The 23,076-nt window shown below is 57.5% G+C and carries 19 protein-coding genes; 6 read left to right on the top strand and 13 right to left on the bottom strand.

Annotated features, from left to right (window positions below; genetic code table 11):
* The first annotated feature begins 32 nt into the window (after positions 1–32).
* Positions 33–497 (top strand): Lrp/AsnC family transcriptional regulator, encoded by a 465-nt coding sequence (locus RHM56_RS22140; RefSeq protein WP_322236101.1) that lies wholly within the window; start codon positions 33–35, stop codon positions 495–497.
* Between the two features lie 147 nt (positions 498–644).
* Here the strand turns inward: RHM56_RS22140 and RHM56_RS22135 are convergent, their stop codons facing one another.
* The 5 genes from RHM56_RS22135 to RHM56_RS22115 all read right to left on the bottom strand — a co-directional run bounded on the left by RHM56_RS22135 (position 645) and on the right by RHM56_RS22115 (position 6,772).
* Positions 645–1,571, bottom strand: coding sequence for a hypothetical protein (locus RHM56_RS22135; RefSeq protein ID WP_322236100.1), 927 nt, complete (start codon positions 1,569–1,571; stop codon positions 645–647).
* Positions 1,572–1,824: 253 nt separating this feature from the next.
* On the bottom strand, positions 1,825–2,298 hold the full coding sequence (locus RHM56_RS22130; protein ID WP_322236099.1) for a glycine zipper domain-containing protein: 474 nt from the start codon (positions 2,296–2,298) through the stop codon (positions 1,825–1,827).
* 307 nt (positions 2,299–2,605) lie between these two features.
* The gene (locus RHM56_RS22125; RefSeq protein WP_322236098.1) at positions 2,606–4,954 is read right to left on the bottom strand and encodes an FdhF/YdeP family oxidoreductase; all 2,349 of its coding nucleotides are present in this window, start codon (positions 4,952–4,954) and stop codon (positions 2,606–2,608) included.
* Positions 4,951–5,790: a formate dehydrogenase accessory sulfurtransferase FdhD gene (gene fdhD, locus RHM56_RS22120; RefSeq protein WP_322236097.1), complete on the bottom strand. Its 840-nt coding sequence runs from the start codon at positions 5,788–5,790 to the stop codon at positions 4,951–4,953. Before fdhD ends, RHM56_RS22125 begins: the two co-directional genes overlap by 4 nt.
* 94 nt (positions 5,791–5,884) lie before the next feature.
* Complete coding sequence (locus RHM56_RS22115; RefSeq protein ID WP_322236096.1) at positions 5,885–6,772, bottom strand: LysR family transcriptional regulator; 888 nt, start codon at positions 6,770–6,772, stop codon at positions 5,885–5,887.
* Positions 6,773–6,837: 65 nt separating this feature from the next.
* Here RHM56_RS22115 and lysM point away from each other — a divergent pair, with 65 nt between their 5' ends.
* On the top strand, positions 6,838–7,278 hold the full coding sequence (gene lysM / locus RHM56_RS22110) for a peptidoglycan-binding protein LysM (RefSeq protein WP_322236095.1): 441 nt from the start codon (positions 6,838–6,840) through the stop codon (positions 7,276–7,278).
* Positions 7,279–7,372: 94 nt separating this feature from the next.
* Here the strand turns inward: lysM and yrfG are convergent, their stop codons facing one another.
* On the bottom strand, positions 7,373–8,035 hold the full coding sequence (yrfG, locus tag RHM56_RS22105) for a GMP/IMP nucleotidase (RefSeq protein ID WP_322236094.1): 663 nt from the start codon (positions 8,033–8,035) through the stop codon (positions 7,373–7,375).
* 88 nt (positions 8,036–8,123) lie between these two features.
* Here yrfG and nudE point away from each other — a divergent pair, with 88 nt between their 5' ends.
* The gene (gene nudE, locus RHM56_RS22100; protein ID WP_322236093.1) at positions 8,124–8,690 is read left to right on the top strand and encodes an ADP compounds hydrolase NudE; all 567 of its coding nucleotides are present in this window, start codon (positions 8,124–8,126) and stop codon (positions 8,688–8,690) included.
* The gene (gene cysQ, locus RHM56_RS22095; RefSeq protein ID WP_322236092.1) at positions 8,687–9,511 is read left to right on the top strand and encodes a 3'(2'),5'-bisphosphate nucleotidase CysQ; all 825 of its coding nucleotides are present in this window, start codon (positions 8,687–8,689) and stop codon (positions 9,509–9,511) included. The genes nudE and cysQ overlap by 4 nt, the downstream gene beginning before the upstream one ends.
* Before the next feature lie 98 nt (positions 9,512–9,609).
* Here cysQ and RHM56_RS22090 read toward each other — a convergent pair whose 3' ends face one another.
* The 7 genes from RHM56_RS22090 to rfbB all read right to left on the bottom strand — a co-directional run bounded on the left by RHM56_RS22090 (position 9,610) and on the right by rfbB (position 20,045).
* The gene (locus tag RHM56_RS22090) at positions 9,610–10,065 is read right to left on the bottom strand and encodes a thioesterase domain-containing protein (protein ID WP_322236091.1); all 456 of its coding nucleotides are present in this window, start codon (positions 10,063–10,065) and stop codon (positions 9,610–9,612) included.
* A 20-nt stretch (positions 10,066–10,085) separates the two neighbouring features.
* Positions 10,086–11,480, bottom strand: coding sequence for a sigma-54 dependent transcriptional regulator (locus RHM56_RS22085; RefSeq protein ID WP_322236090.1), 1,395 nt, complete (start codon positions 11,478–11,480; stop codon positions 10,086–10,088).
* Positions 11,477–13,291 (bottom strand): sensor histidine kinase, encoded by a 1,815-nt coding sequence (locus tag RHM56_RS22080; RefSeq protein WP_322241840.1) that lies wholly within the window; start codon positions 13,289–13,291, stop codon positions 11,477–11,479. The genes RHM56_RS22085 and RHM56_RS22080 overlap by 4 nt, the downstream gene beginning before the upstream one ends.
* Positions 13,292–13,492: 201 nt before the next feature.
* Positions 13,493–14,449 (bottom strand): hypothetical protein, encoded by a 957-nt coding sequence (locus tag RHM56_RS22075; RefSeq protein WP_322236089.1) that lies wholly within the window; start codon positions 14,447–14,449, stop codon positions 13,493–13,495.
* Positions 14,446–17,778: a toxin VasX gene (locus RHM56_RS22070; protein WP_322236088.1), complete on the bottom strand. Its 3,333-nt coding sequence runs from the start codon at positions 17,776–17,778 to the stop codon at positions 14,446–14,448. The genes RHM56_RS22075 and RHM56_RS22070 overlap by 4 nt, the downstream gene beginning before the upstream one ends.
* Positions 17,779–18,075: 297 nt before the next feature.
* Positions 18,076–18,945, bottom strand: coding sequence for a dTDP-4-dehydrorhamnose reductase (gene rfbD, locus RHM56_RS22065; RefSeq protein ID WP_322241839.1), 870 nt, complete (start codon positions 18,943–18,945; stop codon positions 18,076–18,078).
* 17 nt (positions 18,946–18,962) lie between these two features.
* Positions 18,963–20,045: a dTDP-glucose 4,6-dehydratase gene (rfbB, locus tag RHM56_RS22060; protein ID WP_322236087.1), complete on the bottom strand. Its 1,083-nt coding sequence runs from the start codon at positions 20,043–20,045 to the stop codon at positions 18,963–18,965.
* 310 nt (positions 20,046–20,355) lie between these two features.
* Here rfbB and aguA point away from each other — a divergent pair, with 310 nt between their 5' ends.
* Together aguA and RHM56_RS22050 are read left to right on the top strand one after the other, a co-directional pair.
* Positions 20,356–21,462 (top strand): agmatine deiminase, encoded by a 1,107-nt coding sequence (gene aguA / locus RHM56_RS22055; RefSeq protein WP_322236086.1) that lies wholly within the window; start codon positions 20,356–20,358, stop codon positions 21,460–21,462.
* Positions 21,463–21,755: 293 nt separating this feature from the next.
* The gene (locus tag RHM56_RS22050) at positions 21,756–23,039 is read left to right on the top strand and encodes an OprD family porin (protein ID WP_322236084.1); all 1,284 of its coding nucleotides are present in this window, start codon (positions 21,756–21,758) and stop codon (positions 23,037–23,039) included.
* The last annotated feature ends 37 nt before the right edge of the window (positions 23,040–23,076 follow it).

Genomic DNA, 23,076 nt, shown 5'->3' with positions numbered 1-23,076 from the left:
AAGTCGTCACTTATTTATTTGAAGGTATTTTTATGCTGGGCGAGTTAGACGCTTACGACCGGCGCATCTTGGCGCTGCTTCAAGAGGACGCCTCGCTGTCCAGTGCACAGATCGCCGAACAGGTGGGATTGTCACAATCGCCGTGCTGGCGGCGCATTCAGCGAATGAAGGACGAAGGCATCATTCGTGGGCAAGTCACCTTGCTGGATCGCAAGAAAATCGGCCTTAACACGCAGATATTTGCCGAGATCAAACTCAACGCTCACGGGCGCTCCAACTTCACCGAGTTCACCGATGCCATTCGCGGTTTTCCCGAGGTGCTGGAGTGTTACGTGCTGATGGGGGCGGTGGATTTTTTGCTGCGCATCGTCACCGCAGACATTGAAGCGTATGAGCGCTTCTTCTTTGAAAAACTGTCGATGGTGCCGGGTATTCAGGAAGTTAACTCAATTGTTGCGCTGTCCGAGATCAAGTCCACCACCTGTTTGCCGGTTTGAGCAGAACGCAAAATGGCCTCCACCAGGGAGGCCGTTATCAGGGTTTACACCTGGCTGTCAGTGAACAAACAGCGCAATCAAAATAATGATCGGGATTGGGATACCAAGGAAAAACAGCAGAAGTGAGCGCATTTTTATTCTCCAGGATTAACGATCAACTGAGTGAGTGACGGGACGATCAAGGTAGGTCACAGCATCACGGCGACGCCCGCCGAAGGTGGCGCACAGGCTGGCAAAAAATGCACCCAGCAACAGCGTGATAAACATCCACAGCGTGGTCCAGGCCGCCACTTTGGCGGCAGTGTCAGCCGCTTGCTTAGCCTTGACCTTGGCGTCTTCAATGGCTTGGTGCGCTTTGCTGTAGACCTGGTCAACCCGTTGCTCGGCTTCTGGCTGGGTCAGGTTGGTCCGTTGGGCAACGATCTGTGCCAAGTAGGAGCGGTCTTCGGTGCTCAGTTGGCCGTCGTTGCTCAGGCTGCGTACAAAGATGCGGGTCACGATGCCGTGAGCGGCGTCTTCGCTGACCGCGGTGCCGCGATCATCGCGAAACAGCGTGTCGATGAAATAGTCTGAGCTGTCGCCTGAACCCTTTTTGGCGTGTGCGCCGGCGGCGCTGCTTGCTGCGGCCACGGCGCCCGAGGCAACGTTGGCGGAAGCTTGCACGCCGCTGCCGATCACGCTGCTGACAGAGCCTGCAATCAGGGTTGCGGTGACAAGCGTGGCGACTGCCCATGACAAAAAGCCGTGGGCCGTGTCGCGAAAGTACACTTCATCGCCATGCATGTTGGACCATTTGACCCGCAAGCGACCGGCCAAGTAACCGCCCATGCCCGAGGCAATGACCTGGGTTGCGGCGAGCCAGACAATAGCGGTCAGGCCTAAGCCTTTGGCGCCAATACCTTCGCCCGCCCAAGGTGATACGGCAGAAAAGCCCAAACCTGCTCCCAGCATTATCAGCAGCAGGGAGAGTGAGGCAGCGGCAGCGGCGCCAGCAAAGATAGCGGCCCAGGAAACCCCTGAGTGGCTAGAGGAGTCTTGCTGGGCTGCGGGATAGTGCTCTGAAGTCCCGATCATTATTGTTCTGCTCCTGAAATGGTATGAAGTGCAACCTTCGTTCAGGAAATTGCAGGTGCTGTGCCAAGTGTCGATTTGACATAAAAGTCATAATTTTCAATTGGTTATGTTTTTTAGTGATCGGCGCAGTCATGCAGCATGCATGATTCAAGCTAAAACAGGCGGGCGTAATGCACTGAAACAATTTGCTGGGCGGGGGTGGTGGTTGTGCATAAACAAAAACGGGAGACCTGAGGTCTCCCGTTTGATGGCATCAATCGCGGTGATGCTTTTTTTTGTGATGGCCATACGCATGGCCACGGCCCCGGTGATCGTCGCGGTAGTAGCGTCGGTTATCGCGCTGACTGGAGCGGCGATCATTGGCATCGCTTTTATTGCCCATGTAATTGCCCAGCGCGCCCCCGGCGCCCCCGCCAGCGGCTGAGCCGACCAGTGCGCCGGTGCTGCCGCCGACACTGCGACCCAGCACGTTGCCGCCTGCTGCGCCCAGTGCGCCACCAATGGCGGCTTCGCCACGGCTGCGTTTGTCTGCACCCACAGCACTGCCTGCCGCGCCGCCGACGCCTGCGCCAATGGTCGAACCTGTTGAGCCGCCGAGTTGTTGCCCGACTACGGCGCCAAGCACCCCGCCTAATGCGCCGCCTACACCGGCTTCGGTGGTGCCACCGGCCGAGGCTACGCCACTGACCAGGCCAAGGGACAACAAGAGAATCGAGGTGAGCTTCATAAGTGAGCCTTAAAAGGATGACGGCGCGATCCTGAGGCTGGAGAGGAATGCTTACAATCGGAATCCGACGAGTAACACGAGTTGTACACAATTACCTAAGTTATTGTTTTTGCTGGGGAACTTAATGGTATTTACACGGTCTGTTTATTGTTCAGACAGGCCGGCTTCTTAGGAAATCGGCCTTTTTTGCGCCTGAAATTTGTTGCTGCCGACGCTTTGTGGGAGCTGGCTTGCCAGCGATTGCTGCGACACGGTCAGGCCTATAAATTGCGTTGCTTGTATCGCTGGCAAGCCAGCTCCCACAGATTTAACTCGCCTTCGCCATAATCAGCTTCGAAGGGCTGGCCGCCTCAAGGCAGATCGCCACGAACTTGGACGTTGGCGTATGGCTGCCATCCCCCGTGCTTTCCAGCGGCACCAGCGGGTTAACCTCCGGGTAATAGGCCGCGGCCTGCCCGGCGGGAATATCAAACGCCAGCAAGGTGAAGTTCTTCACCCGGCGCTCATGCTGGTCATCCCAGATCGAAACGATGTCGACTTTCTGTCCCGGCTTGAAGCCCAGGCGGATGATGTCGGCTTCGTTGACGAACAGCACGTCACGCTGGCCCTTGACCCCGCGATAACGGTCGTCGAGCCCGTAAATGGTGGTGTTGTACTGGTCGTGCGAGCGCATCGATTGCAGGATCAGATCAGGCAATTGCCCGGTAGCGCGGGTGCGGGCATCAACCAGGTCCTGCGGCAATTCGTTGATCCGGAAGTTGGCGCGCTGGGTCGGGGTGTTCCACTGCCGGGCACCCGCAGCGTTGCCCAGGTAGAAACCGCCGGGGTTCTGGACGCGGGTGTTGAAGTCCTTGAAGCCGGGAATGGTATCGGCGATCAAGTCACGAATGCGCCCGTAGTCGGCCACCAGCCAGGTCCAGTCAATCGGATGCGTGCCCAGCGTGGCGGCCGCAATCCCGGCAATGATGGCAGGCTCGGAGTGCATCTGAGTCGACAGCGCTTTCAGTTGGCCATTAGAGGCGTGAACCATGCTGAACGAGTCTTCAACGGTCACCGCCTGCGGGCCTTCGGCCTGAATATCGATGTCGGTACGCCCCAGGCACGGCAAAATCAGCGCCTCTTTGCCGTGCATCAGGTGGCTGCGGTTGAGCTTGGTGCTGATTTGCACGGTCAGGTCGCAATTGCGCAGCGCTTGGGCTGTGCGCGGGCTGTCTGGCGTGGCTTGGGCAAAGTTGCCGCCCAGGCCGATAAACACTTTGGCCCGACCTTCGAGCATGGCGTGAATCGCTTCAACCACGTTGTGGCCGTTTTCACGCGGGACTTTGAATTTGAAGCGGCGTTCCAGTGAGTCCAGGAACGCCACGGGTGGGCGTTCGTTGATGCCCATTGTGCGGTCGCCTTGCACGTTACTGTGGCCGCGCACCGGGCACAGGCCTGCGCCAGGGCGGCCGACATTGCCGCGCAGCAGCATCAGGTTGGCGATTTCCTGAATGGTTTGTACCGAATGCCGGTGCTGGGTGATGCCCATCGCCCAGCACATGATCACGTTTTTACCTTTGAGGTACATACGGGCGGCGCGCTCGATGTCGACCAGGGTGAGCCCCGATTGCTCGACGATGTGCTCCCAGGATGTGGCGTCCAGGCTGGAGATGTAATCAAGTACGCCAGAGGTGTGCTCATTCAAAAAAGCGTGATCGAACACCGCCGGTTCGCCTGCGGCCAGGGCGTCGCGCTCCCATTGCAGCAAGAACTTGGCCATGCCGCGCAACAGCGCCATGTCGCCGCCCAGTGCTGGGCGCAGGTAGGCGGTGTTGGTCGGGCGGTCGCCGTTGGTGAGCATTTCCAGCGGGTGCTGTGGGTGCTGGAAGCGTTCGAGTCCGCGTTCTTTCAGCGGGTTGACGCACACCACTTGAGCGCCGCGTTTAACGGCTTCGCGCAGCGGTTCGAGCATGCGCGGGTGGTTCGTGCCGGGGTTCTGGCCGAGCACGAAAATGGCGTCGGCGTGCTCAAAGTCGTCGAAGGTCACGGTGCCTTTACCGACCCCGATACTTTGCGCCAACGCCACGCCGCTGGCCTCGTGGCACATGTTCGAACAGTCCGGGAAGTTGTTGGTGCCGAACGAACGCACAAACAACTGATACAGATAAGCCGCTTCGTTGCTGGCGCGCCCCGAGGTGTAGAACTCGGCCTCGTTGGGGCTCGACAGGTTCAGCAAATGCTTGGCAATCAAGCTGTAGGCGGCATCCCAGCTGATTGGCGTGTAATGGTCGGTTTCGGCGTTATAGCTCATCGGCTCAGTCAGGCGGCCCTGATATTCGAGCCAGTAATCGCTTTGCTCCAGCAACGCACTCACGCTGTATTTGGCGAAGAAGGCCGCATCCACGCGGCGCTTGGTCGCTTCCCAGTTCACCGCCTTGGCGCCGTTCTCGCAGAACTTGACCAGGCCGCTTTCCGGCGAATCGCCCCACGCGCAGCCGGGGCAGTCGAAGCCGCCGTTCTGGTTGGTCTTGAGCATCATGCGCAGGTTTTTCAGCGCGTTGTCGCTGGTCAACCAGGCTTGCGCCACACTGATCAGCGCACCCCAGCCACCCGCCGGGCCGGTGTAGGGCTTATAGCGTGGCGTTGGGGTTTTGTCGGCTTGATGATGAGTGCTCATGGCTGAATCTCCTGCACCGGGCTGTACACCCGTGGCGCGCTTTTTTGCGGCAGATGAATAAGGTTGAGGTTGTGGCGACGGGCCCATTGCAGCGCCAGGCCCGTAGGCGAGGACAGGCTGATCAGGGTTTGAATCCCGGCACGCAACACTTTTTGAATCAGTTCAAGGCTGCAACGGCTGGTGACAATGGCGGCACCGCCGGTCAGGTCGATGTGCTGGCGCACCAATGCACCGATCAATTTATCGAGGGCGTTGTGTCGGCCAATGTCTTCGCGCCCCATCAGCAGTTGGCCTTTGCCATCCATATAAACAGCGGCATGCACGGCGCCGCAGTGTTGGCCCAGCGGCTGAAACGCGCTGATGCGCTGGCGCAAGCCGTCGAGCCATTGAGCGGGCGGCAAGGGAGCGCCGGGCAGTACGTTAAGGTCGGGCAGCGCCTGCTCGACCGCTTCGACGCCACACAAACCGCAGCCGCTGGTGCCCGCGAGTTGTCGGCGTTGCTGTTTGAGGTTCCAGAACGCCCGACTGGCAATTTCGACGTGCGCGTACTGCGCCGAGCCTGCACCTGTGAGCTTGAGATCGTAGATTTCGCTGGCGTGATGAATGATCCCGCTGCCCAGACTGAACCCGACGATAAAGTCTTCAAGGTCGGTGGGGGTGACCAGCATCACGGCCTGGCTGATGCCGTTATAGGCGATCGCCAGAGCGACTTCTTCCGCCAGGGCCGTTTGTGCAACGCTGCTGTGGTCGAGCGTGACGTAGTGATAGGTCTGGCTGGCAGCTGGCGCGGGCGATGTGGTGGCGGGCGCCGCGCACAGGGGGCGCTTGGCGTTCATAGGGCATTACCAACGGGTGAACTGACCCTAAGCCTAGGCGCGACACTCTGTCGCGTCTAATCGCTAGCGTTGATCTATTGATAGATGCCGTCGATCAAGATGGATTGAGTGATTTTTGGTACAGCGCAAAACAGGCCTCAGCCAATGCCGAGCGCGGGGCTTCGCGGCGCATGATCAAACCCAGTCGCGCCAGGGTTTTAGCGTCTTCGATGGGGTGCAGGCGCAAGTCGTCCGTGAGTGCTTGCAGCCCGCCCTCAAGGGGCATCACCGCACAGCAAAAGCCGCCGTGCACTGCTTGCAGAAGTTGATGAACGGCATCGGTTTGTAACAAAGGATGCGGCGTGAGGCCCCGGCTGTGAAAGTTGTGATCGATGGACTGACGAAAGTGCATGCCGCCGCTGAGCAGGCCCAGAGGCAGCTCAATCAATGCCTCCCAGCTCAAGGGTTGTTCACCAAAGTCAAAGTGCCGTTGGTCGTAAAGTAGCCCCATGCGGGTTTCACCCAGCGCTTGGGAGTCGAAGCGCTCATGGTCGAGGCGGTCCAGATACGACACCCCCACGTCCAACTGGTTGCTGGCCAGTTGTTCAAGGATCTGCTCGGAGCTGAGTGCGGATAACTCAAAGCGCAATTCAGGGTGTTCGTGATGCAGGCGTTGCAATAAAGGCAGCGGATCAAAGCTCGACAGTGGCACCACGCCCAGACGCAATGTGCCGATCAGATTGCCGCGCCAGGCGGCGGCTTCGGCCTGCAAGCCATCGTAGGCGGCCAGCACCGTTCGGGCCCAGGCCAGCACGCGTTCGCCGGGGGCGGTAAAGCTTTCGAAGCGCTGACCGCGATTGACCAGTTGCAGGTCAAGTTCCTGCTCAAGGCTGCGCAAGCGCATCGACAAGGTGGGCTGAGTGATATGGCAACGGGCAGCGGCCTGACCGAAATGCCGGGTTTCATCGAGGGCAATGAGGAATTTCAGTTGCTTGATGTCCATCGTTGCTCCGCGAATGTTGGTCTACGCTTACGGATCTGGATATTCCAACCCTAGGAGCGTGACGCATGAGTATTTTTAGCTTTGTGAAAGAAGCTGGCGAAAAATTGATCGACCTGCTGACACCGGGTAATGCCAATGCCAGTGACGAGCTTAAAAAGCACGTGGAACAAGTGGGGCTGGGTAATCCTAATATCAAAGCCGAAGTTGATGGCGACAAGATTACCCTCAGCGGCGAGGTGGCCACCCAGGCAGAGAAGGAAAAAATCATTCTGGCGGCGGGCAACATTGAAGGCGTGGCCAGCGTTGACGACCAGATCACAGTGACCGAGCCGACCGTTGTGGCTTCGCGTTTTGTCGTGGTGAAAAAAGGCGACACCCTGAGCGCGATTTCGCTGCAGGTGTATGGCGATGCCAATAAGTACAACAAAATCTTCGAAGCCAACAAACCACTGCTCAAAGACGTGAACAAAATCTATCCGGGGCAGACGCTGCGTATTCCTGAGTAACCCCGCGCGAACTGTAGGAGCGAGCTTGCTCGCGATCTTTTGATCTTTTAAAAAGATCGCGAGCAAGCTCGCGCCTACACGTTTTGTGTGTTTTTCAAAGCCCTTCCAGCAACTCGCGATAATCCTCCAGTGCCTCAAACTCTTCGGTGTCTTTCGGGCCTTTTTTGCTGTCGGGCTGTTTGACGGCCAACAAGTGGCCTACCCCAAACGCGCGGGCGCTGCGCAGAATCGGCAAGGTGTCGTCGATAAACAGGCTGCGGCTCGGATCAAAGCCAATATCGGCGTGCAAGGCATCCCAAAACTGCGGGCTTTCCTTGGGGAAGCCGTAATCGTGGGAGCTGATCAGGCGCTCGAAATACGGCGCCAGTTCGATGCGCTCCAGTTTCAGCGACAACGAGTCACGGTGCGCGTTGGTGATCAGAATCACCCGCTTGCCAGCCTGCTTGATCGCCGCTAAAAAGGTGTCTGCATCTGGGCGCAGGGCAATCAGGTGCGCCGTTTCGAGCTTGAGTTCGCGCACTGGAATTTTCAGCTCGCGGCTCCAGAAGTCCAGGCAGTACCACTTCAACTGGCCCGCATTGTTTTCAAACAGCGGCGTCAGCTCCAGATCCGCCATGGCGCGGCTGATGCCGTGCAGTTCGGCATAGCGCTGCGGCAGGTGCTCCAGCCAAAAGTGGTTGTCGTAGTGCAAGTCGAGCAGTGTGCCGTCCATGTCCAGCAGAACGGTATCAATGTCGCGCCAAGGTAACGCTGTCATGCAAAACTTCTCCCGCAGTAGAAAAACATCCGACTCAGACAATCGGAAAAGCCGGGGTATAGTAACCCGTTCATATTGAGGAGCCGCTATGCGCCAAAAACCCACCGTACTTGCCCGTGAAATTGTTGCCAGTAGTCGATTGTTTCGGGTCGAAGAAGTGCAGCTGCGCTTTTCCAATGGCGTTGAACGTACTTACGAACGGTTGGTGGGACGCGGCAACGGTTATGGCGCGGTCATGATCGTGGCGATGATCGACAGCGAACACGCCATCCTGGTCGAAGAATATTGCGGCGGAACTGACGAATATGAACTGTCGTTGCCCAAAGGCCTGATCGAGCCGGGTGAAGACGTACTGGCTGCCGCTGACCGTGAGCTCAAAGAAGAAGCGGGCTTCGGTGCCCGTCAGCTTGAGCATGTGACCGAGCTGTCGTTGTCGCCGGGTTACATGAGCCAAAAAATTCAGGTGGTTTTGGCCACCGATCTCTATGAAGAGCACTTGGAAGGCGATGAGCCGGAACCGATGCGGGTTGATCGGGTTAACTTGCGCAACTTGTCGGGTCTGATGGAAAACCCGCAGTTCAGCGAAGGCCGTGCATTGGCCGCGCTGTACCTGGTGCGGGATCTGCTGACCCAGCGCGGAGTGTTCCAGTCGTGAGTGTTGCGCATCCCTTGCTGGCTCCCGTCATTGAACTCGCGCACCGTGCGGGCGAGGCCATTCTGCCGTTCTGGCGCGCGGATGTAGCGGTCACTGCCAAGGACGATGAGTCGCCGGTCACGGCGGCCGATATTGCGGCGCACCACATCTTGCTCGACGGCCTGACTGCGCTGGACCCGAGCATTCCGGTGCTCTCGGAGGAAGACGCCAACATCGCGCAAAGCGTTCGCGCAGGCTGGACGCGCTGGTGGCTGGTTGACCCGCTGGATGGCACCAAGGAATTTATCGCGGGCAGTGAAGAGTTCACCGTCAACATTGCGCTGATCGAACAGGGCCGCGTGGTGTTTGGTGTGGTCTCGATACCCACCAATGGCTGTTGCTACTTCGGTGGTGAAGGTCTGGGTGCGTGGCGCGCCGATGAGGACGGGACCGTGCCGATCAGCGTGCGCAACACGCCGCCTGCCGGTGAACCCTTGATCGTGGTGGCCAGCCGTCGCCATTCAAGCCCTGAGCAAGAGCGTTTGCTGACAGGGCTGGAAGCGGCGGTTGGTTCATTAGAAATGGCCAACATTGGCAGCTCGTTGAAGTTTTGCCTGTTGGCTGAAGGCGCGGCCGATTGTTATCCGCGTCTGGCGCCGACCTCGCAATGGGACACGGCTGCCGCTCAAGGCGTGCTCGAAGGGGCGGGGGGTGTGGTGCTGCAACTGGATGGCCAGCCGTTCACCTACCCGGCGCGCGAATCGTTGCTCAATGGTCATTTTTTGGCGTTGCCCGCGAAGGCGCCGTGGCGTGAGCAGTTGTTGGCGTTGGCGCAAGGTTAAAAGCTACCCCTCTGTAGGAGCGAGCTTGCCTCGCGATCTTTTAAACGATCAAAAGATCGCGAGACAAGCTCGCTCCTACGGTTTTGGCGAACAGCAAGCTAGCGATGCAATACGTATTGCCCGCTAAACCGCACTGCATCATCCCCGCCGTCCGCATTGATCATGCGCGTTTCAAGGGTCAAGCGTGCGCGGCCGTGGCGTTTGTACATGGCCAAAAACTTGTTCCATGCCGCCTCTGCTGGCGCATCGCACAGCGCAATGGCGTCTTGGGTCACGGGGAGCGGGTAGCTGATGTGGCCTTCCTGAATCACGATGTGACCGTCTTCGATCCCGGCTTCTCGCAGGCTCAGGTGCAGCCAGCCCCAGCCGGCCAGCACCGCGCCGCAGTACAGGCTGCCGCCAAACATGGTGCTTTTATGGTTGATGTTGGCGTCTAGCGGCAGTTGCAAACGCAGCTGCTTGTCGTGCCAGGCAATCACCTTAAGGCCCATTTCACGGGTGAGCGGGATGTCGTGATGAAGGATGGATTCCAGGTAACGACTGTCGCGGTTCATGCAGGGGCGTCCTGTTCAGGTCAATCTAGTTCATCAGTGTGGGGGTGGCTGCCGCTCTCGAAGTTCAGCCCGTGTTTGCGCAATTTGTCATGCAGGGTTTTGCGCGGCACGCCCAGCGCTTCAGCCAGGCTGCGCATCGAGCTGTGCGAGCGTTCGAGTTCAGCGGCGATCAGGCTTTTTTCAAAATGCTCGACCTGCTCGCTCAAGCTGCCCGAGACTTCTAGGTCAGACGGTTGGGCGCCTTCGTCCGCGCCATTGTCCAGAGCCAACTCCAGGCCCAGGGCGAAGCGTTCTGCGACGTTTTGCAGTTCGCGCACATTGCCCGGCCAGCCGTGACGCAGTAACAACGCACGCTGTCCCGGCTGCAACACGTTGGGCGTCAGGCCGTGGCGGGCGCTGGCTTCGTCGGCGAAGTGTTGAAACAGCATCAACGCGTCTTCACCTCGCTCACGCAGCGGCGCGATACGCAGCGGGGCGACGTTCAGTCGGTAGTACAAGTCGGCGCGGAACCGGCCTTGATCGGCGGCCTGGCGCAGGTCTTCCTTGGTCGCGGCGATAACCCGAATATCCAGCGGAATCAGCTGATTGCCACCCAAGCGCTCAACTACCCGTTCTTGCAGCATGCGCAGCAGTTTGACCTGCACATCCATGCTCATGCTTTCGATTTCGTCGAGGAATAACGTGCCGCCATTGGCGAATTCAAACTTGCCGATGCGACGCTTTTGCGCGCCGGTAAAGGCGCCGGGTTCATGGCCAAACAGCTCGCTTTCGACCACTGACTCGGCCAGCGCGCCCGCGTTGATTGCCACAAACGGCCCGCTGCGCCGACTCGACAGGTCATGCAGCGCGCGTGCGACGACTTCTTTGCCAGAGCCGGTTTCGCCCAGAATCAGCACGTCGGCTTTGGTCGCGGCCAGCGCGCCGATTTGCTCGCGCAGACGCAGCATGGCCGGGGAGTGCCCGATCAAGCGGGTGCTCAGTTGCTGACGATCACTCAGCGCCAGGCGCAGGCTGCGGTTATCCAGCACCAATGCGCGCAGGGCCAGCGCCCGGCGCACGCTGTCGAGCAGCGCGTCGCTGGCAAACGGTTTTTCCAGAAAGTCGTAGGCCCCTGCGCGCATGGCTTGCACCGCCAGTGGCACATCGCCATGGCCGGTGATCAGCAACACTGGCAGCTCCGGGTCTTGGGCGTGCAGTTGAGCCAACAGCTCAAGGCCATCCATGCCCGGCATGCGGATGTCACTGACCACCACGCCTGCCCAGTCACGCTGAATACGCTCGGCAAGGCCCGTTGCTTCGGCCAGTGGCAAGACGTTAAGCCCGGCCAGATCCAGGGTTTGATAGAGCGCCTGGCGCAGGTGCGGGTCATCATCGATCAAGATGACCTGAACACGCGGATCAATGGGTTGGCTCATGATCGAGAGTCCTCGGATGCTTGCAAGCTCACGCCCGGCGCACCGGCGCGCAGTCGTAGGGTAATCAGGGCGCCGCCTTCCTTGTGGTTGGCGAATAACAATTCGCCGCCGAACGCACGAATCAGCGTGTCACAAATGGCCAGCCCCAGGCCCAGCCCCTGAGTGCGGGTTTTAGTGGTGTAGAACGGCTCACCGGCGCGGCCCAGAGCTTCCATGCAAAAGCCCGGGCCGTTGTCGCGAATGTACACAGTGACGCCCTCAGCCGTGGATTGGGCACTTAGCCACAAACGCCGCGGCGGCCCTTTCTCGGTGAGTGCATCCAGGGCGTTGGCCAGCAGATTGCCCAAGACCTGGCGCAAACGTGTTTCCCCGGCCTCAACCCACAGCGTGGCGGCGGGCAGGTCGCGGATCAGCTCGACCTCCATGCTGCGCCGACGTTTGGCCAGCAAGGCCAGTGCATCGTCTAACGCGGGCTGGAGAGCAACACTTTCCGGTGCGTGCCGATCACGTCGGGCGAAAGCGCGCAGGTGGGCGATGATCGAGGACATGCGCCCGGTCAATTCGTTGATCAGCTTGAGATTGCTGCGGGCGTCGTCGATGCGCTGATGATCGAGCAACACTTCGGCGTTCTCGGCATAGCTGCGGATAGCCGCCAGCGGTTGGTTGAGTTCGTGGCTGATGCTGGCCGACATGGTGCCCAGTGCCGACAGTTTGCCCGCTTGCACCAGGTCATCCTGAGCGCGCACCAGTTCTTGCTGCGCGTGCTCGCGCTCCAGCACTTCCTTGCGCAGGCGCTGGTTGAGGCCTTCAAGGTCGCTGGTGCGTTCGGCCACACGGCCTTCGAGCTCGCGGCGGGCCTTGGCTTCAAAAGCAATGCGATCCAGATAGTGACGACGGCGCTGCATCATCAAACTGATCAACAGCATGACCACCAACAACGTGGCGCCACCAATGGCCAGTACCGTGCGTACGGGGCGATCGACCAAGGTCCGTGGCGCCAGAATATTCACGCTCCAGCCGGTCTCGTCGATGATCTGGGTCTGCACCAGCCAGGCATTCATGTCGAGGCTCAAGGGCTGCAGATCGCGAGTCGGATACGGCAGGATGGCAAAAATATCCTGACGCTCTTGCGGCGACAGTTCTCGCGTGGCTTTGAAGCGCCAATCGGGACGCGAGGTCAGAATGACCACGCCGTTGTTGTCGGTTGTCAGCAATTGTTCCGGGGTGTTGCCCCACAAGCGCTCGGTGTGATCAAGGTCGACCTTGACCACCAGCACGCCCATGGTCTTGCCATTTTCGATCACCGGCGCGGCAAAGTAATAACCGCGCTTGCCGGACGTGGTGCCCAGGCCGAAGAAACGCCCCAGCTTGCCAGCCATTGCTTCGCTGAAATACGGGCGAAAAGCGAAGTTGCGCCCGACAAAGCTGTCGGATTTGTCCCAGTTCGACGTCGCCAGCGTGTTGCCGTTGGCATCGATCAGGTACATGACTTCAGCACCGGTCTGGTTGTTGATTTCCGCGAGCAACTGATTGGCGTTGGCCAAGGCTTGAGGGTCTTCCGGCTCGACCAGCAAATTGCGCAGCGCGGGTAGCTCGCCGAGGATTTGCGGCAACACCTCATAGCGGTGCAGCGTGCCCAGCAAGTTGGCGACGTAAAGGTCGAGGGTTTGACGGTTTTGCCCGGCCAGTTCACTGCGGTAATAGCGTTCGGCCAAGTGCTGCAGCGGCCACAGCAAAGGCGCCAGGCACAGCGCCAGTAGGGCCAGGCTACGCCATCGGGGTCTGCGAGGAGCTGAAGGGGTCGTGATCATACGGCGCAGTATACCTACGCTGAAACGCTGTAGAAGCGCTCTCTCAACGGGATAAAGGCTGCCGACGACACTCGGCTGGATGAACAATGCGTAGTCGTTGGCTGCCAATAAATCGAGCATTGCCCTCTGCATTCAAAATCGACTGCCTGATCGTCATGCAACGCTGATTCTCCACTGCTCATATCGAAGATAAACCCCCTATCACGCGGCTCTCGCGGCTAGTTCAGCTTCACGCTGAGCGATGGCGATTTCTAACTCTGGAGAGCGTTTGGCCCATTGCTCGGGCGGGAGGGGTTTGGACCATTCGATGATGTCGGGGTGATCAAGGGTGGGCGGAGGGGCGAGTTTCCAGACTTGAAGCATAATTGCGACTGGAGCACCAAAAAAAACGATACCTATCAATAACCACGTTGCTTTTAAAAACTCACCAGCGCGCAAGTGCTGCCAAATACCGTCCGCGCATTCGCAACAAATCCCCCAGACAATTCCTCGCCCTTTCAGGCTGTCACGACCACCTTCAAAATCGTTACCCTGAGGCAATGCGTGCGGACCGATTTCCATATAACTTCGCATGCATTCCCACAATGACATTGCGGTTTCACAACCTCCACAGTTAAAACCCCAATAGAGGTGTTTGTTATCGTCATCTGCATCAGGATCCGGATTGTCGAAACTTATAAATAACATACCCGAAGTATTTCGGCCCGCTTGACTGACTGACGAGCTCTGAGCCGCAATAGCGGTTACCGTTTCCCAGGGCACGATCCAATAGTCACCATTTTTACGGGGGACGCAGACTTCACGGCGCTGGCGGTTAAAGCGGATGGGCAAGGGAACTGGACGGAACAGCATATTAACTAACATTAGCGCAGGGATACCCGTAACAATCCCGCCTATAACAAACATGATCTGGCTAAATTCAGGCGCTAGCCCCATGAAGCCATAAGCCATTCCAAAGTACAGCAACACCAGCGGCCATAAAATCATCAGGCCCGAACCAATGCTGTAATTGCCAACATCCATAAATATGTCATTTTTACGCCAGACAGTATTCAGAACATCGACTGGTTTCTCTCCCGTTGGAATTGGAAGCGGTGCTAGATAATCTTGCTGCGAAAACAAGCTCTTCTTACTCGTACCTGCGACTGGCACGCTCATCGTTTGATTCCTGGCTGCAAGAAAATTGAGCGTTGTTGACCGCCCAGTGGATAGCGCTTTGCGCTGTCTAGCTCTGGCGTTGGGTCATTACGCAAGGCGATTACTCCAGTGGCAGCGCTCAATGTGAACGCGACACCTCGTTCTCCCCCCACAAAGTTGAGGGCGCCTAGCATTGAGGTCAATGGGGTGTGGTATCGCAAGCGCAAAGAGACTGTAGTGGGTTGCGAAGCGAATAAGTTAGGCACCGTGTTGAATGGGCCGCTCAATCGTAAACCCTGACCTTGGGTATGAGGAATCCACTCACACCGACTGTAGTGTATCCAACAGTCGCCAATATCTTGCATAGGCTCTTCACGAGCGTATTTCCCCTCACCACTTTTTATCCGCTCGCGCATCGCTAATGTATCTAGTGGATTACCGACCATGGTGATGTCTAGATAAACATTGCTGGGTTCAGCCCCTGGCAGGTCTATGGTGAGTGTTTTGATCGCACTTTTAATTACGCCTGATTGCAAAGAATTCAACACACTCTTTGGCTCTGCGGATTCAAAGCTGACTCTGGGGGTATAAAGAATGCCGTATAAACGATCAAGTTCGTCTTGCTGGGCATCACATGTTATTGGGCTAAGATCGCTGGCGCGAGATTTGGACCAGCAGCAATAATTCAGGAAATTTTGCATAGGCGTTTGCTGGAAATACCAAGCAATCAGGTACAACACACCCAATACGGCTATCAAGATATTAAGTGGCCCCATCAGCAATAAATACCCTCCGACAGCAGCGCTTGCAGTGATTCCTCCGGTAATAACCCTAAAAGTATAAGTTACGCCTATTAACGCTTGAGTTGTGAAGGCGAGAACTTGCCCGCCGACTACATTTCGACGCATCTTCAACCAAGGGTCTATAGAGTCGTGAGAGTTTTCTAGTTGTTTCTGTAAAGATAGAAACTCCATAGCAGCAGCACCTGCTGAAAGCCCACCAATTACCGTTCCAAAAAGCGTCAATACAGGTGCAACAGACCAATGGCTATTTGAAAACTTAAATGTAAAAACCCTATCCTTTACCCCTCCCCTCACCTGACTATCAATCACCGCCACCAACGCTGCCCCGGCATATAACGTCGCGGACACGGTGTCATATATCCTCTGTTGATCCATCCCCTCCAACTCACCTGCCTGCCCCAAATAATTACTGGCATTCCAGCTATTGAGCAGTAACGCTGTCAGGGCGATCAAACCACCACTATTTTTAACTGCTGGTGAATCGACTATTTTAGAAGTATGACCAAGGCCAATGGCTTTGCCCGTGGTATTGACCCATTGAGTCAGGTCTTCCGCGGCTTTGCCGAATTGCTGCAACACCTGATATTTGCCTTGGCTAATTAGTCGCAAGCCAATTTGGTGAGCCGCTCGGGTGGCGGTCATCATGGCAAGCCACGGTCCTTTCAGCGGTTCTCCCGGTTTACTGCTGAGCAACAACAATGATGCGCTCAGGCGTTTAACAAGCGTATTCCAAAGGCTAGTGGCATTGCCCGCCACCGTACTGAGGCCAGAGAGAATGTTGATACCCTCCGGCCCCAGCACCTTACTCATTGCGGCCATCGCATTAGCCTGATTTTCGATTTCCAGCGCGGCCATCAATTCAGTCGCACGGCTGCTGGTATTGACCGCCCCCTCAAGTGTGGGGCTCCAGCCGTAAAACAATTGCCGCAGCGCCCCTTCATCAGTGCTGCGGACATAGTCCGCATATTGCTCGGCCCCGATTTTGCGCAAGCACTGAGCGCTAAGGCAGGCCAAGGCCAGTTCATCCAGCCATTGGCGGTGTTCGCTATCGTCGTAATCCACAAACCATGTGCCGCTGTGGTGTCGCAGCAAGTACACGCCACGGTCGGCATAAAGAGCTTCGTGGCGGTTTTTCAGGTGGTCAAAATGTGCCGGGGCCGTTTCGTCGAGCCATTGATTCATGGCTGGCAGGTCGATGTACTCCTCAACTTTATCGCTGGCGTGACGGTTTTCGAGGTTGGCTGCTTTGGCAGCGCGGTAGTCACGAACAACAGCCTCGACTTCGGTGTGCAATGGGTACGGGATAAAGCCTCGAACAGGCGCCACAGCGGCCTTTACTTCAGCCTGTACTTTAAGCAGCAGTGCATCCGCTTCTTTATGGCCGTACTGGCGACCGCGTTGCTGGTTAATGCGTGATTCTTCTTTGAACAACTCATCCAATCGATGATGGGCCTTGAGCAAGGTTTTGCCTTGCTCTGGCGTCAATTCAATATCGTGCTCGCGATAGCGATAACTCAGGTTTCCCGCAACTTCAGCGCCGTCTTCTGTAATCAAACTACGAACAAACCCGCCAATACTCAGCCGTAAGTTGTTATCGGCTTGCCATTTTTCATGCCGAGATTCGATCAGTTCTTGTTCGTGGTTGATGTCGCGCAATACGCCGAGATCGTCATCCAAACACACCAGTACGGTGTACAAACCGCGTGATTGGCTGTGGGCGGTTTCCATCAGGCTTTGGGTCGTGGTCGGCGCCCATGACACGGCGCTCCACTCGCCCGGCGCAGGGACATCATCGGGAACCGGCGGGTACTGCGCAGCCACTTTCGCTCGCTCACTGAGCCAGTGCTGGGTGTCGGTATAGGCTTTGATCGTGTTGGGCGTTGGGTCTTTAATCGCCTCATTGCCCAATTCATCCGCACGCTTTTGCAGTGTGGGCTGATTGCGCTGGTAATCGATCGCCAACGCCAAGTCATAGGTGCTCGGGATCAACTCACCCATCACCTGCTTGGCTTCGCCCAACGGCACGCAATGCGGGGCTTGCAGGGTGTTCGCGACTTGCCGCAGGTCCAGACGGCGCATGCGTTGGGTGCGATTTTCGGGTTTGCTGAGTTGTTCGCAAGAGGTCAAGTTCAGCGGGATTTCGCTGTAGAGCATCCAGGCTTCCTGGTGCTTATCCAACGCTATACCGCTCTGAGTGCCGACGTTGATGACGGTGTCATCGCCATCCAGCTCTTGACTGCGCAACAGGTTGTTTTCAGCCATCGCATAACGCTGAAGCGGGCCGTCGCCTTGCCACACATAGAGAAAGCCTGTACGCAAAAGACGTGCTGCTATCGGGTGACTTTGGGTCTCTACGCCGGGCTGGAAGGCCGGGTGGCTGGCAGGCTCTTCGCTGAGGGCGTAACGCACCGGGACGACAAAGATCTGCGGCTGACTGGCCGGACATTGCTGCACAGTGCTGTTGATGTCGACGTGATCGCGGGCACTGGCTGCGCGTCTGGCTTCAGCCAGATTGACCACTGTGGCAAGGCTCTTATCGAAGCTCATGCCACGTTCACTTTGGGCGTAAAGCGCGCAATCAAATCGTCCACTAAGTGTTCAATCACGCGGGTGAGTGCGGGCATATCCATGACTCCTCTGACGTGAGGGCTCACTTCAAAGAAAGCAGCCTCAGCACAAAGGGATGAACGCTAAAGGAGGAACGCGCTGGCGGATGTAGGACGCATCTCTAACTCTCGGCAGAAAGAGGCCTTATTGCTAGTTGTAGGAGCAGTTCTTGCTCGGGTTTTTTTGATCTTTAAAAGCAAAAGATCGCGAGCAAGCTCGCTCCTGCAAAGGGCTTTTTCAGCGTTGCTCGGCCACGCATTCGTCGAGTGCAACGCGCCAGTCTGGCTGGCTGACGTGCCATTCGCGTACTAAACGGCTGCAATCTAGGCGCGAGTTTTGCGGGCGGGCCGCTGGCGCCGGGTAGGCGCTGGCTGGAATGGGCTCCAGCGTTGCGCACTGTTTGCCTTGGGCCGTCAGGTGCTCGGCAATGGCTTGGGTAAAGCCAAACCATGAAGTTTCACCTTGGGCGGTCAGGTGGTAAACCCCCCACGCCCCGGCCTCACCGGCTTGCCAGCGTTCGATCAAGGCCCGAGTGCTTTGCGCGATGGTGCCCGCCCAAGTGGGTGCGCCGATCTGGTCAGCCACCACACGCAGCTCCGTTTTTTTCGGCAGCAAACGTTGCATGGTCAGCAGGAAGTTTTTGCCGTGGGTGGAGTACACCCAACTGGTGCGCAGGATCAAATGCTGTCCGCCCACTGCGGCGATGGCTTGCTCGCCCGCCCGTTTGCTTTTGCCGTACACGCCCAGCGGGTTGGGTTGATCGTCTTCGGTGTAAGGCGCGGGCTTGCTGCCGTCGAACACGTAGTCGGTGGAGTAGTGGATCAGCGGAATGCCCAGGGCTTTCGCTTCTTCGGCCAATACCCCTGGCGCCGTGCCATTGATCGCAAACGCCAGGTCCGGCTCGCTTTCTGCCAGATCCACAGCGGTGTGCGCGCCGGCGTTAATGATCAAGTCAGGCGCGTGTGCGCGTACCTGAGCACGGATTTGCTCGGGTTGACTCAGGTCCAGCGCGTCGCGCCCCAGCACTATCAGCTCGCCCAACCCGGCAAGATGCTTTTGCAGTTCGATGGCCACTTGGCCGGTTTTACCGCTGATCAGGATTTTCAACCGGATCGAAGGCTGGCTCATGCGATCAGATCTTTGGCGTCGGTGAAGCCCAGGCGCTGGCCTTGGTAGCTGCCGTCCTGAACGTGTTGGCACCATTCCAGGTTGTCCAGGTACCACTGCACGGTTTTGCGCAGGCCGGTTTCGAAGGTTTCTTCAGGCACCCAGCCCAGTTCACGTTCGATTTTGCTGGCGTCGATCGCATAGCGCTGGTCGTGGCCCGGGCGGTCCTGAACAAAGGTGATCAGGTCTGCAAACTGTGCGACCCCAGTCGGGTGCTGAGGTGCCAGCTCTTCAAGCAGCGCGCAGATACCACGGACCACGTCGATGTTTTTCTGTTCGTTGTGGCCGCCGATGTTGTACGTCTCGCCGACCACACCTTCGGTTACAACCTTAAGCAGGGCGCGGGCGTGGTCTTCAACAAACAGCCAGTCACGCACTTGCAGGCCATTGCCATACACCGGCAGCGGTTTGCCAGCCAGGGCGTTGAGGATCACCAGCGGAATCAGTTTTTCCGGGAAGTGGAACGGCCCGTAGTTGTTCGAACAGTTGGTCAGCAGCACCGGCAAGTCGTAGGTGCGGTTCCAGGCACGGACCAGATGGTCAGCCGCTGCTTTACTGGCCGAGTATGGCGAGCTTGGCGCGTAAGGCGTGGTCTCCGTGAACAGATCATCGACGCCGTGCAGGTCGCCATACACTTCGTCAGTCGAAATGTGATGGAAGCGGAAGGCGCTTTTAGCGGGCTCTTGCAGCTTCGACCAATAGGCGCGGGCGGCTTCCAGCAGGCTGTAAGTGCCGACGATGTTGGTCTGGATGAAATCTGACGGGCCGTCGATGGAGCGGTCAACGTGCGACTCGGCGGCCAAGTGCATGATCGCCTGCGGCTGGAAACGCTCGATAATGGCGCTGACCGCGGCCTGATCGACGATGTCTGCTTGAACGAGTTCGTAGCGGGTATCCGTTGCGATGCTGTGCAGCGATTCAAGGTTGCCAGCGTAGGTCAACTTATCGAGGTTGAGCACTTCGTGCGCGGTGTTCTTGATCAGGTGACGGATCAGAGCTGAACCAATAAAACCGGCACCGCCGGTCACTAAAATGCGCATGTGGATATTCCCTATTCCCGGACGGACTTAAATCATGTGGCGCTGCGCAGTGAGGCGCAAGTGGGAATGGTCGGGAAAACGCTGCTTAAACTGTAGGAAAATCAGAAGCTTTGGTTTTTATATCGATTTATATCTGTTTTTAAATCGATATTTAGCGATTTGTATGCGATTAATGGATTTTATTGTGGATATTTATCGGATATAAAGGCGTTCTGCGTTAACGCAATACAGACCGCTGTCATCCGTTTGCGGTCTGGCTTTTTTATGATCCCATTCACCTCTTCGACGGTTCCCTGGAGTCCTGACGGTTATGACTACTTTGCACAGCACGCCCCGCGCTGACGGCTTCCACATGCCCGCTGAATGGGCGCCACAGACTCAAGTCTGGATGATCTGGCCTGAGCGCCCGGACAACTGGCGGCTCGGCGGCAAGCCCGCGCAGGCAGCGCACGCGGCCGTGGCCAAGGCCATCGCTCGTTTTGAACCGGTGACCGTCGGGGTGTCGGCTGCGCAATACGAAAATGCCCGTGCGCAACTCGATGTGCCGAATATCCGTGTGGTTGAGATCTCCAGCGATGATGCCTGGGTGCGTGACAGCGGGCCGACATTCGTGATCAACGACAGCGGCGACGTTCGGGGTGTGAACTGGGACTTCAACGCGTGGGGTGGCTTTGACGGCGGTCTGTACTTCCCCTGGAATCGCGATCAACAAGTGGGCGGCAAAATCCTTGAAATAGAGCGTTCTGCGCGCTATCACACCGAAGGTTTTGTGCTTGAAGGCGGTTCGATCCACGTCGATGGCGAAGGCACGCTGATCACCACGGCTGAATGCCTGATGAACCGCAATCGCAACCCGCACCTGTCTCGTGAAGAGATTGAAGACGTCCTGCGCGCGCATCTGGCTGTGGATAAGATCATCTGGCTGCCGGACGGCCTGTTCAACGATGAAACCGACGGCCATGTGGATAACTTCTGCTGCTACGTCGCACCAGGCGAAGTGTTGCTGGCCTGGACCGACGACGAGCGCGACCCGAATTACGTGCGTTGCCATGAAGCGATGAACGTTCTGGCCGCCAGCACCGATGCCAAGGGCCGTCCTTTTGTGGTGCACAAAATGCCGATTCCGGGGCCGATGCATGCCACCCAGGAAGAATGCGATGGCGTGGACAAAGTCGCCGGTAGCCAAGACCGCAACCCGTCGGAGCGTCTGGCCGGGTCTTACGTGAACTTCCTGATCGTCAACGGCGGCATCATTGCCCCAAGTTTTGACGACCCGATGGATGCGCAAGCCAAGGTCATCCTGCAAACCCTCTTCCCGCAACACGAAGTGGTGATGGTGCCGGGCCGTGAATTGCTGTTGGGCGGTGGCAACATCCACTGCCTGACCCAGCAGCAACCCGCGCCGCGCAAAGCCTAATCGATTCAGCTCCAGCCTGCGGACTGAATGGTTGCTGGGAGTAAAAGCTGGCGAGTGGATCAACGGTATGGAAATTGTGGGTACTTAACAAAATTTTCACGAAATTGACACCTTGCCTTAACGACGGCTAGGATCCGCATCAACGCCTGTGGCGATAAGCCATGCACCAACTTTTTGAAAAGACCCTTACGGAGTCTCGTAAGGGTCTTTTTTTGTTTATGTGAAGCAACCACCACTCAATGTTTCAGCTTGATACCCACAGCGCGTCTCTATTCAGAAATAAGGAAAATAAAATGTTAAACAAACGGATAGGTCTACTCGCTCTGGGCGTACTCAGTGCTACCCAAGCCATGGCTAACGATCAAGCTGACGCAAAAGGCTTTGTAGAAGACAGCCACCTCAATGTATTGGCGCGCAACGCCTACATCAGCCGTGACTACAAAGACCACAAGCAAGACAAAGCTGAATGGGGCCAAGGCTTCCTCGGCACGTTCACCTCGGGCTTCACCCAAGGCACCGTTGGCGTGGGTGTGGATGCTTTCGGCATCTACGCATTGCGTCTGGACGGCGGCAAGGGCCGCAGCGGCGCAGGCGGCATCGACTTCTTCAAGCAAGACGCTGACGGCAAAGCGGCCAGCGACATCGCCAAAGCGGGCGCTGCTGTGAAGTTCCGGGTGTCGAACACCGTGCTGAAGTACGGCGATCAAATGCCTGCTCTGCCAGTACTGATGTACGACAACTCGCGTCTGATGCCAGAAAGCTACACCGGTACGCTGTTGACCTCCAAAGAGATCAACGGTCTGGAAGTCAACGTCGGTCGTTTCACTGCCGAATCGCGTAAAAGCGCTGAAGGCCGTGACAGCGGTGATCTGAAAAGCATCAACGTGTTCGGCGGCAGCTACAAGTTCACCGACAACTTCTCGGCCTCGTTGTACGGCTCCGAGATGGAAGACGTGCTGCGCAAGCAATACCTGGGCATGACCTACGTGCTGCCGCTGCAAGACAAACAGTCCCTGACGTTTGACTTCAACGGCTACCGTACCCACGTAGATTCTGACTACGCGCGTGACGTGCTGCAGGTTAACGGCACAGACAACAAAATCTGGAGCCTGGCAACTACCTACGCTTTCGGCGCGCACTCGGTGGTTCTGGCCTACCAGAGCAGCACGGGCGAAATCGGCTACCCGTACGGCGGCTACCGCAATGCGAACGGTGTGGGTGATGGCGGTAACACCATCCTGCTGGCTAACTCCTACTGGTCTGACTTCAACGGCAAAGACGAGCGTTCCTGGCAGTTGGGTTATGGTTTCGACTTCGGTGCCGTTGGTATTCCGGGCCTGACCTACAACATTGCCTACGTTCGTGGCAGCAACATCGACGATGGTTCAGGCGATGGCCGTGGTACCGAGCGCGAAATCTTCAACCAGGCCAAGTACGTTGTACAAAGCGGTCCGGTTAAAGACCTGAGCGTGCGTCTGCGTGGTTCGTGGTTGCGCGTTTCCAGCAGCGCCAGCGACTACAACGTCGGCGGCAACGAAGTCCGTGTATTTGTTGATTACCCAATCAGCATTTTCTGATGCGACTGGCCTGACAGACAGGCCGGACATCTGAATA

The sequence above is a fragment of the Pseudomonas sp. CCC3.1 genome (genome assembly GCF_034347405.1).
Taxonomy (GTDB): domain Bacteria; phylum Pseudomonadota; class Gammaproteobacteria; order Pseudomonadales; family Pseudomonadaceae; genus Aquipseudomonas.
The sequence above is the reverse complement of the archived record's forward strand: the minus strand, read 5'-3'. Positions and strand labels throughout refer to the sequence as shown.

Coding starts and splice junctions, on each gene's coding strand:
- RHM56_RS22140 (WP_322236101.1), top strand. CDS start 33: ATGCTGGGCGAGTTAGACGCTTACGACCGGCGCATCTTGGCGCTGCTT.
- RHM56_RS22135 (WP_322236100.1), bottom strand. CDS start 1,571: ATGATCGGGACTTCAGAGCACTATCCCGCAGCCCAGCAAGACTCCTCT.
- RHM56_RS22130 (WP_322236099.1), bottom strand. CDS start 2,298: ATGAAGCTCACCTCGATTCTCTTGTTGTCCCTTGGCCTGGTCAGTGGC.
- RHM56_RS22125 (WP_322236098.1), bottom strand. CDS start 4,954: ATGAGCACTCATCATCAAGCCGACAAAACCCCAACGCCACGCTATAAG.
- fdhD (WP_322236097.1), bottom strand. CDS start 5,790: ATGAACGCCAAGCGCCCCCTGTGCGCGGCGCCCGCCACCACATCGCCC.
- RHM56_RS22115 (WP_322236096.1), bottom strand. CDS start 6,772: ATGGACATCAAGCAACTGAAATTCCTCATTGCCCTCGATGAAACCCGG.
- lysM (WP_322236095.1), top strand. CDS start 6,838: ATGAGTATTTTTAGCTTTGTGAAAGAAGCTGGCGAAAAATTGATCGAC.
- yrfG (WP_322236094.1), bottom strand. CDS start 8,035: ATGACAGCGTTACCTTGGCGCGACATTGATACCGTTCTGCTGGACATG.
- nudE (WP_322236093.1), top strand. CDS start 8,124: ATGCGCCAAAAACCCACCGTACTTGCCCGTGAAATTGTTGCCAGTAGT.
- RHM56_RS22090 (WP_322236091.1), bottom strand. CDS start 10,065: ATGAACCGCGACAGTCGTTACCTGGAATCCATCCTTCATCACGACATC.
- RHM56_RS22085 (WP_322236090.1), bottom strand. CDS start 11,480: ATGAGCCAACCCATTGATCCGCGTGTTCAGGTCATCTTGATCGATGAT.
- RHM56_RS22080 (WP_322241840.1), bottom strand. CDS start 13,291: ATGATCACGACCCCTTCAGCTCCTCGCAGACCCCGATGGCGTAGCCTG.
- RHM56_RS22075 (WP_322236089.1), bottom strand. CDS start 14,449: ATGAGCGTGCCAGTCGCAGGTACGAGTAAGAAGAGCTTGTTTTCGCAG.
- RHM56_RS22070 (WP_322236088.1), bottom strand. CDS start 17,778: ATGAGCTTCGATAAGAGCCTTGCCACAGTGGTCAATCTGGCTGAAGCC.
- rfbB (WP_322236087.1), bottom strand. CDS start 20,045: ATGCGCATTTTAGTGACCGGCGGTGCCGGTTTTATTGGTTCAGCTCTG.
- aguA (WP_322236086.1), top strand. CDS start 20,356: ATGACTACTTTGCACAGCACGCCCCGCGCTGACGGCTTCCACATGCCC.
- RHM56_RS22050 (WP_322236084.1), top strand. CDS start 21,756: ATGTTAAACAAACGGATAGGTCTACTCGCTCTGGGCGTACTCAGTGCT.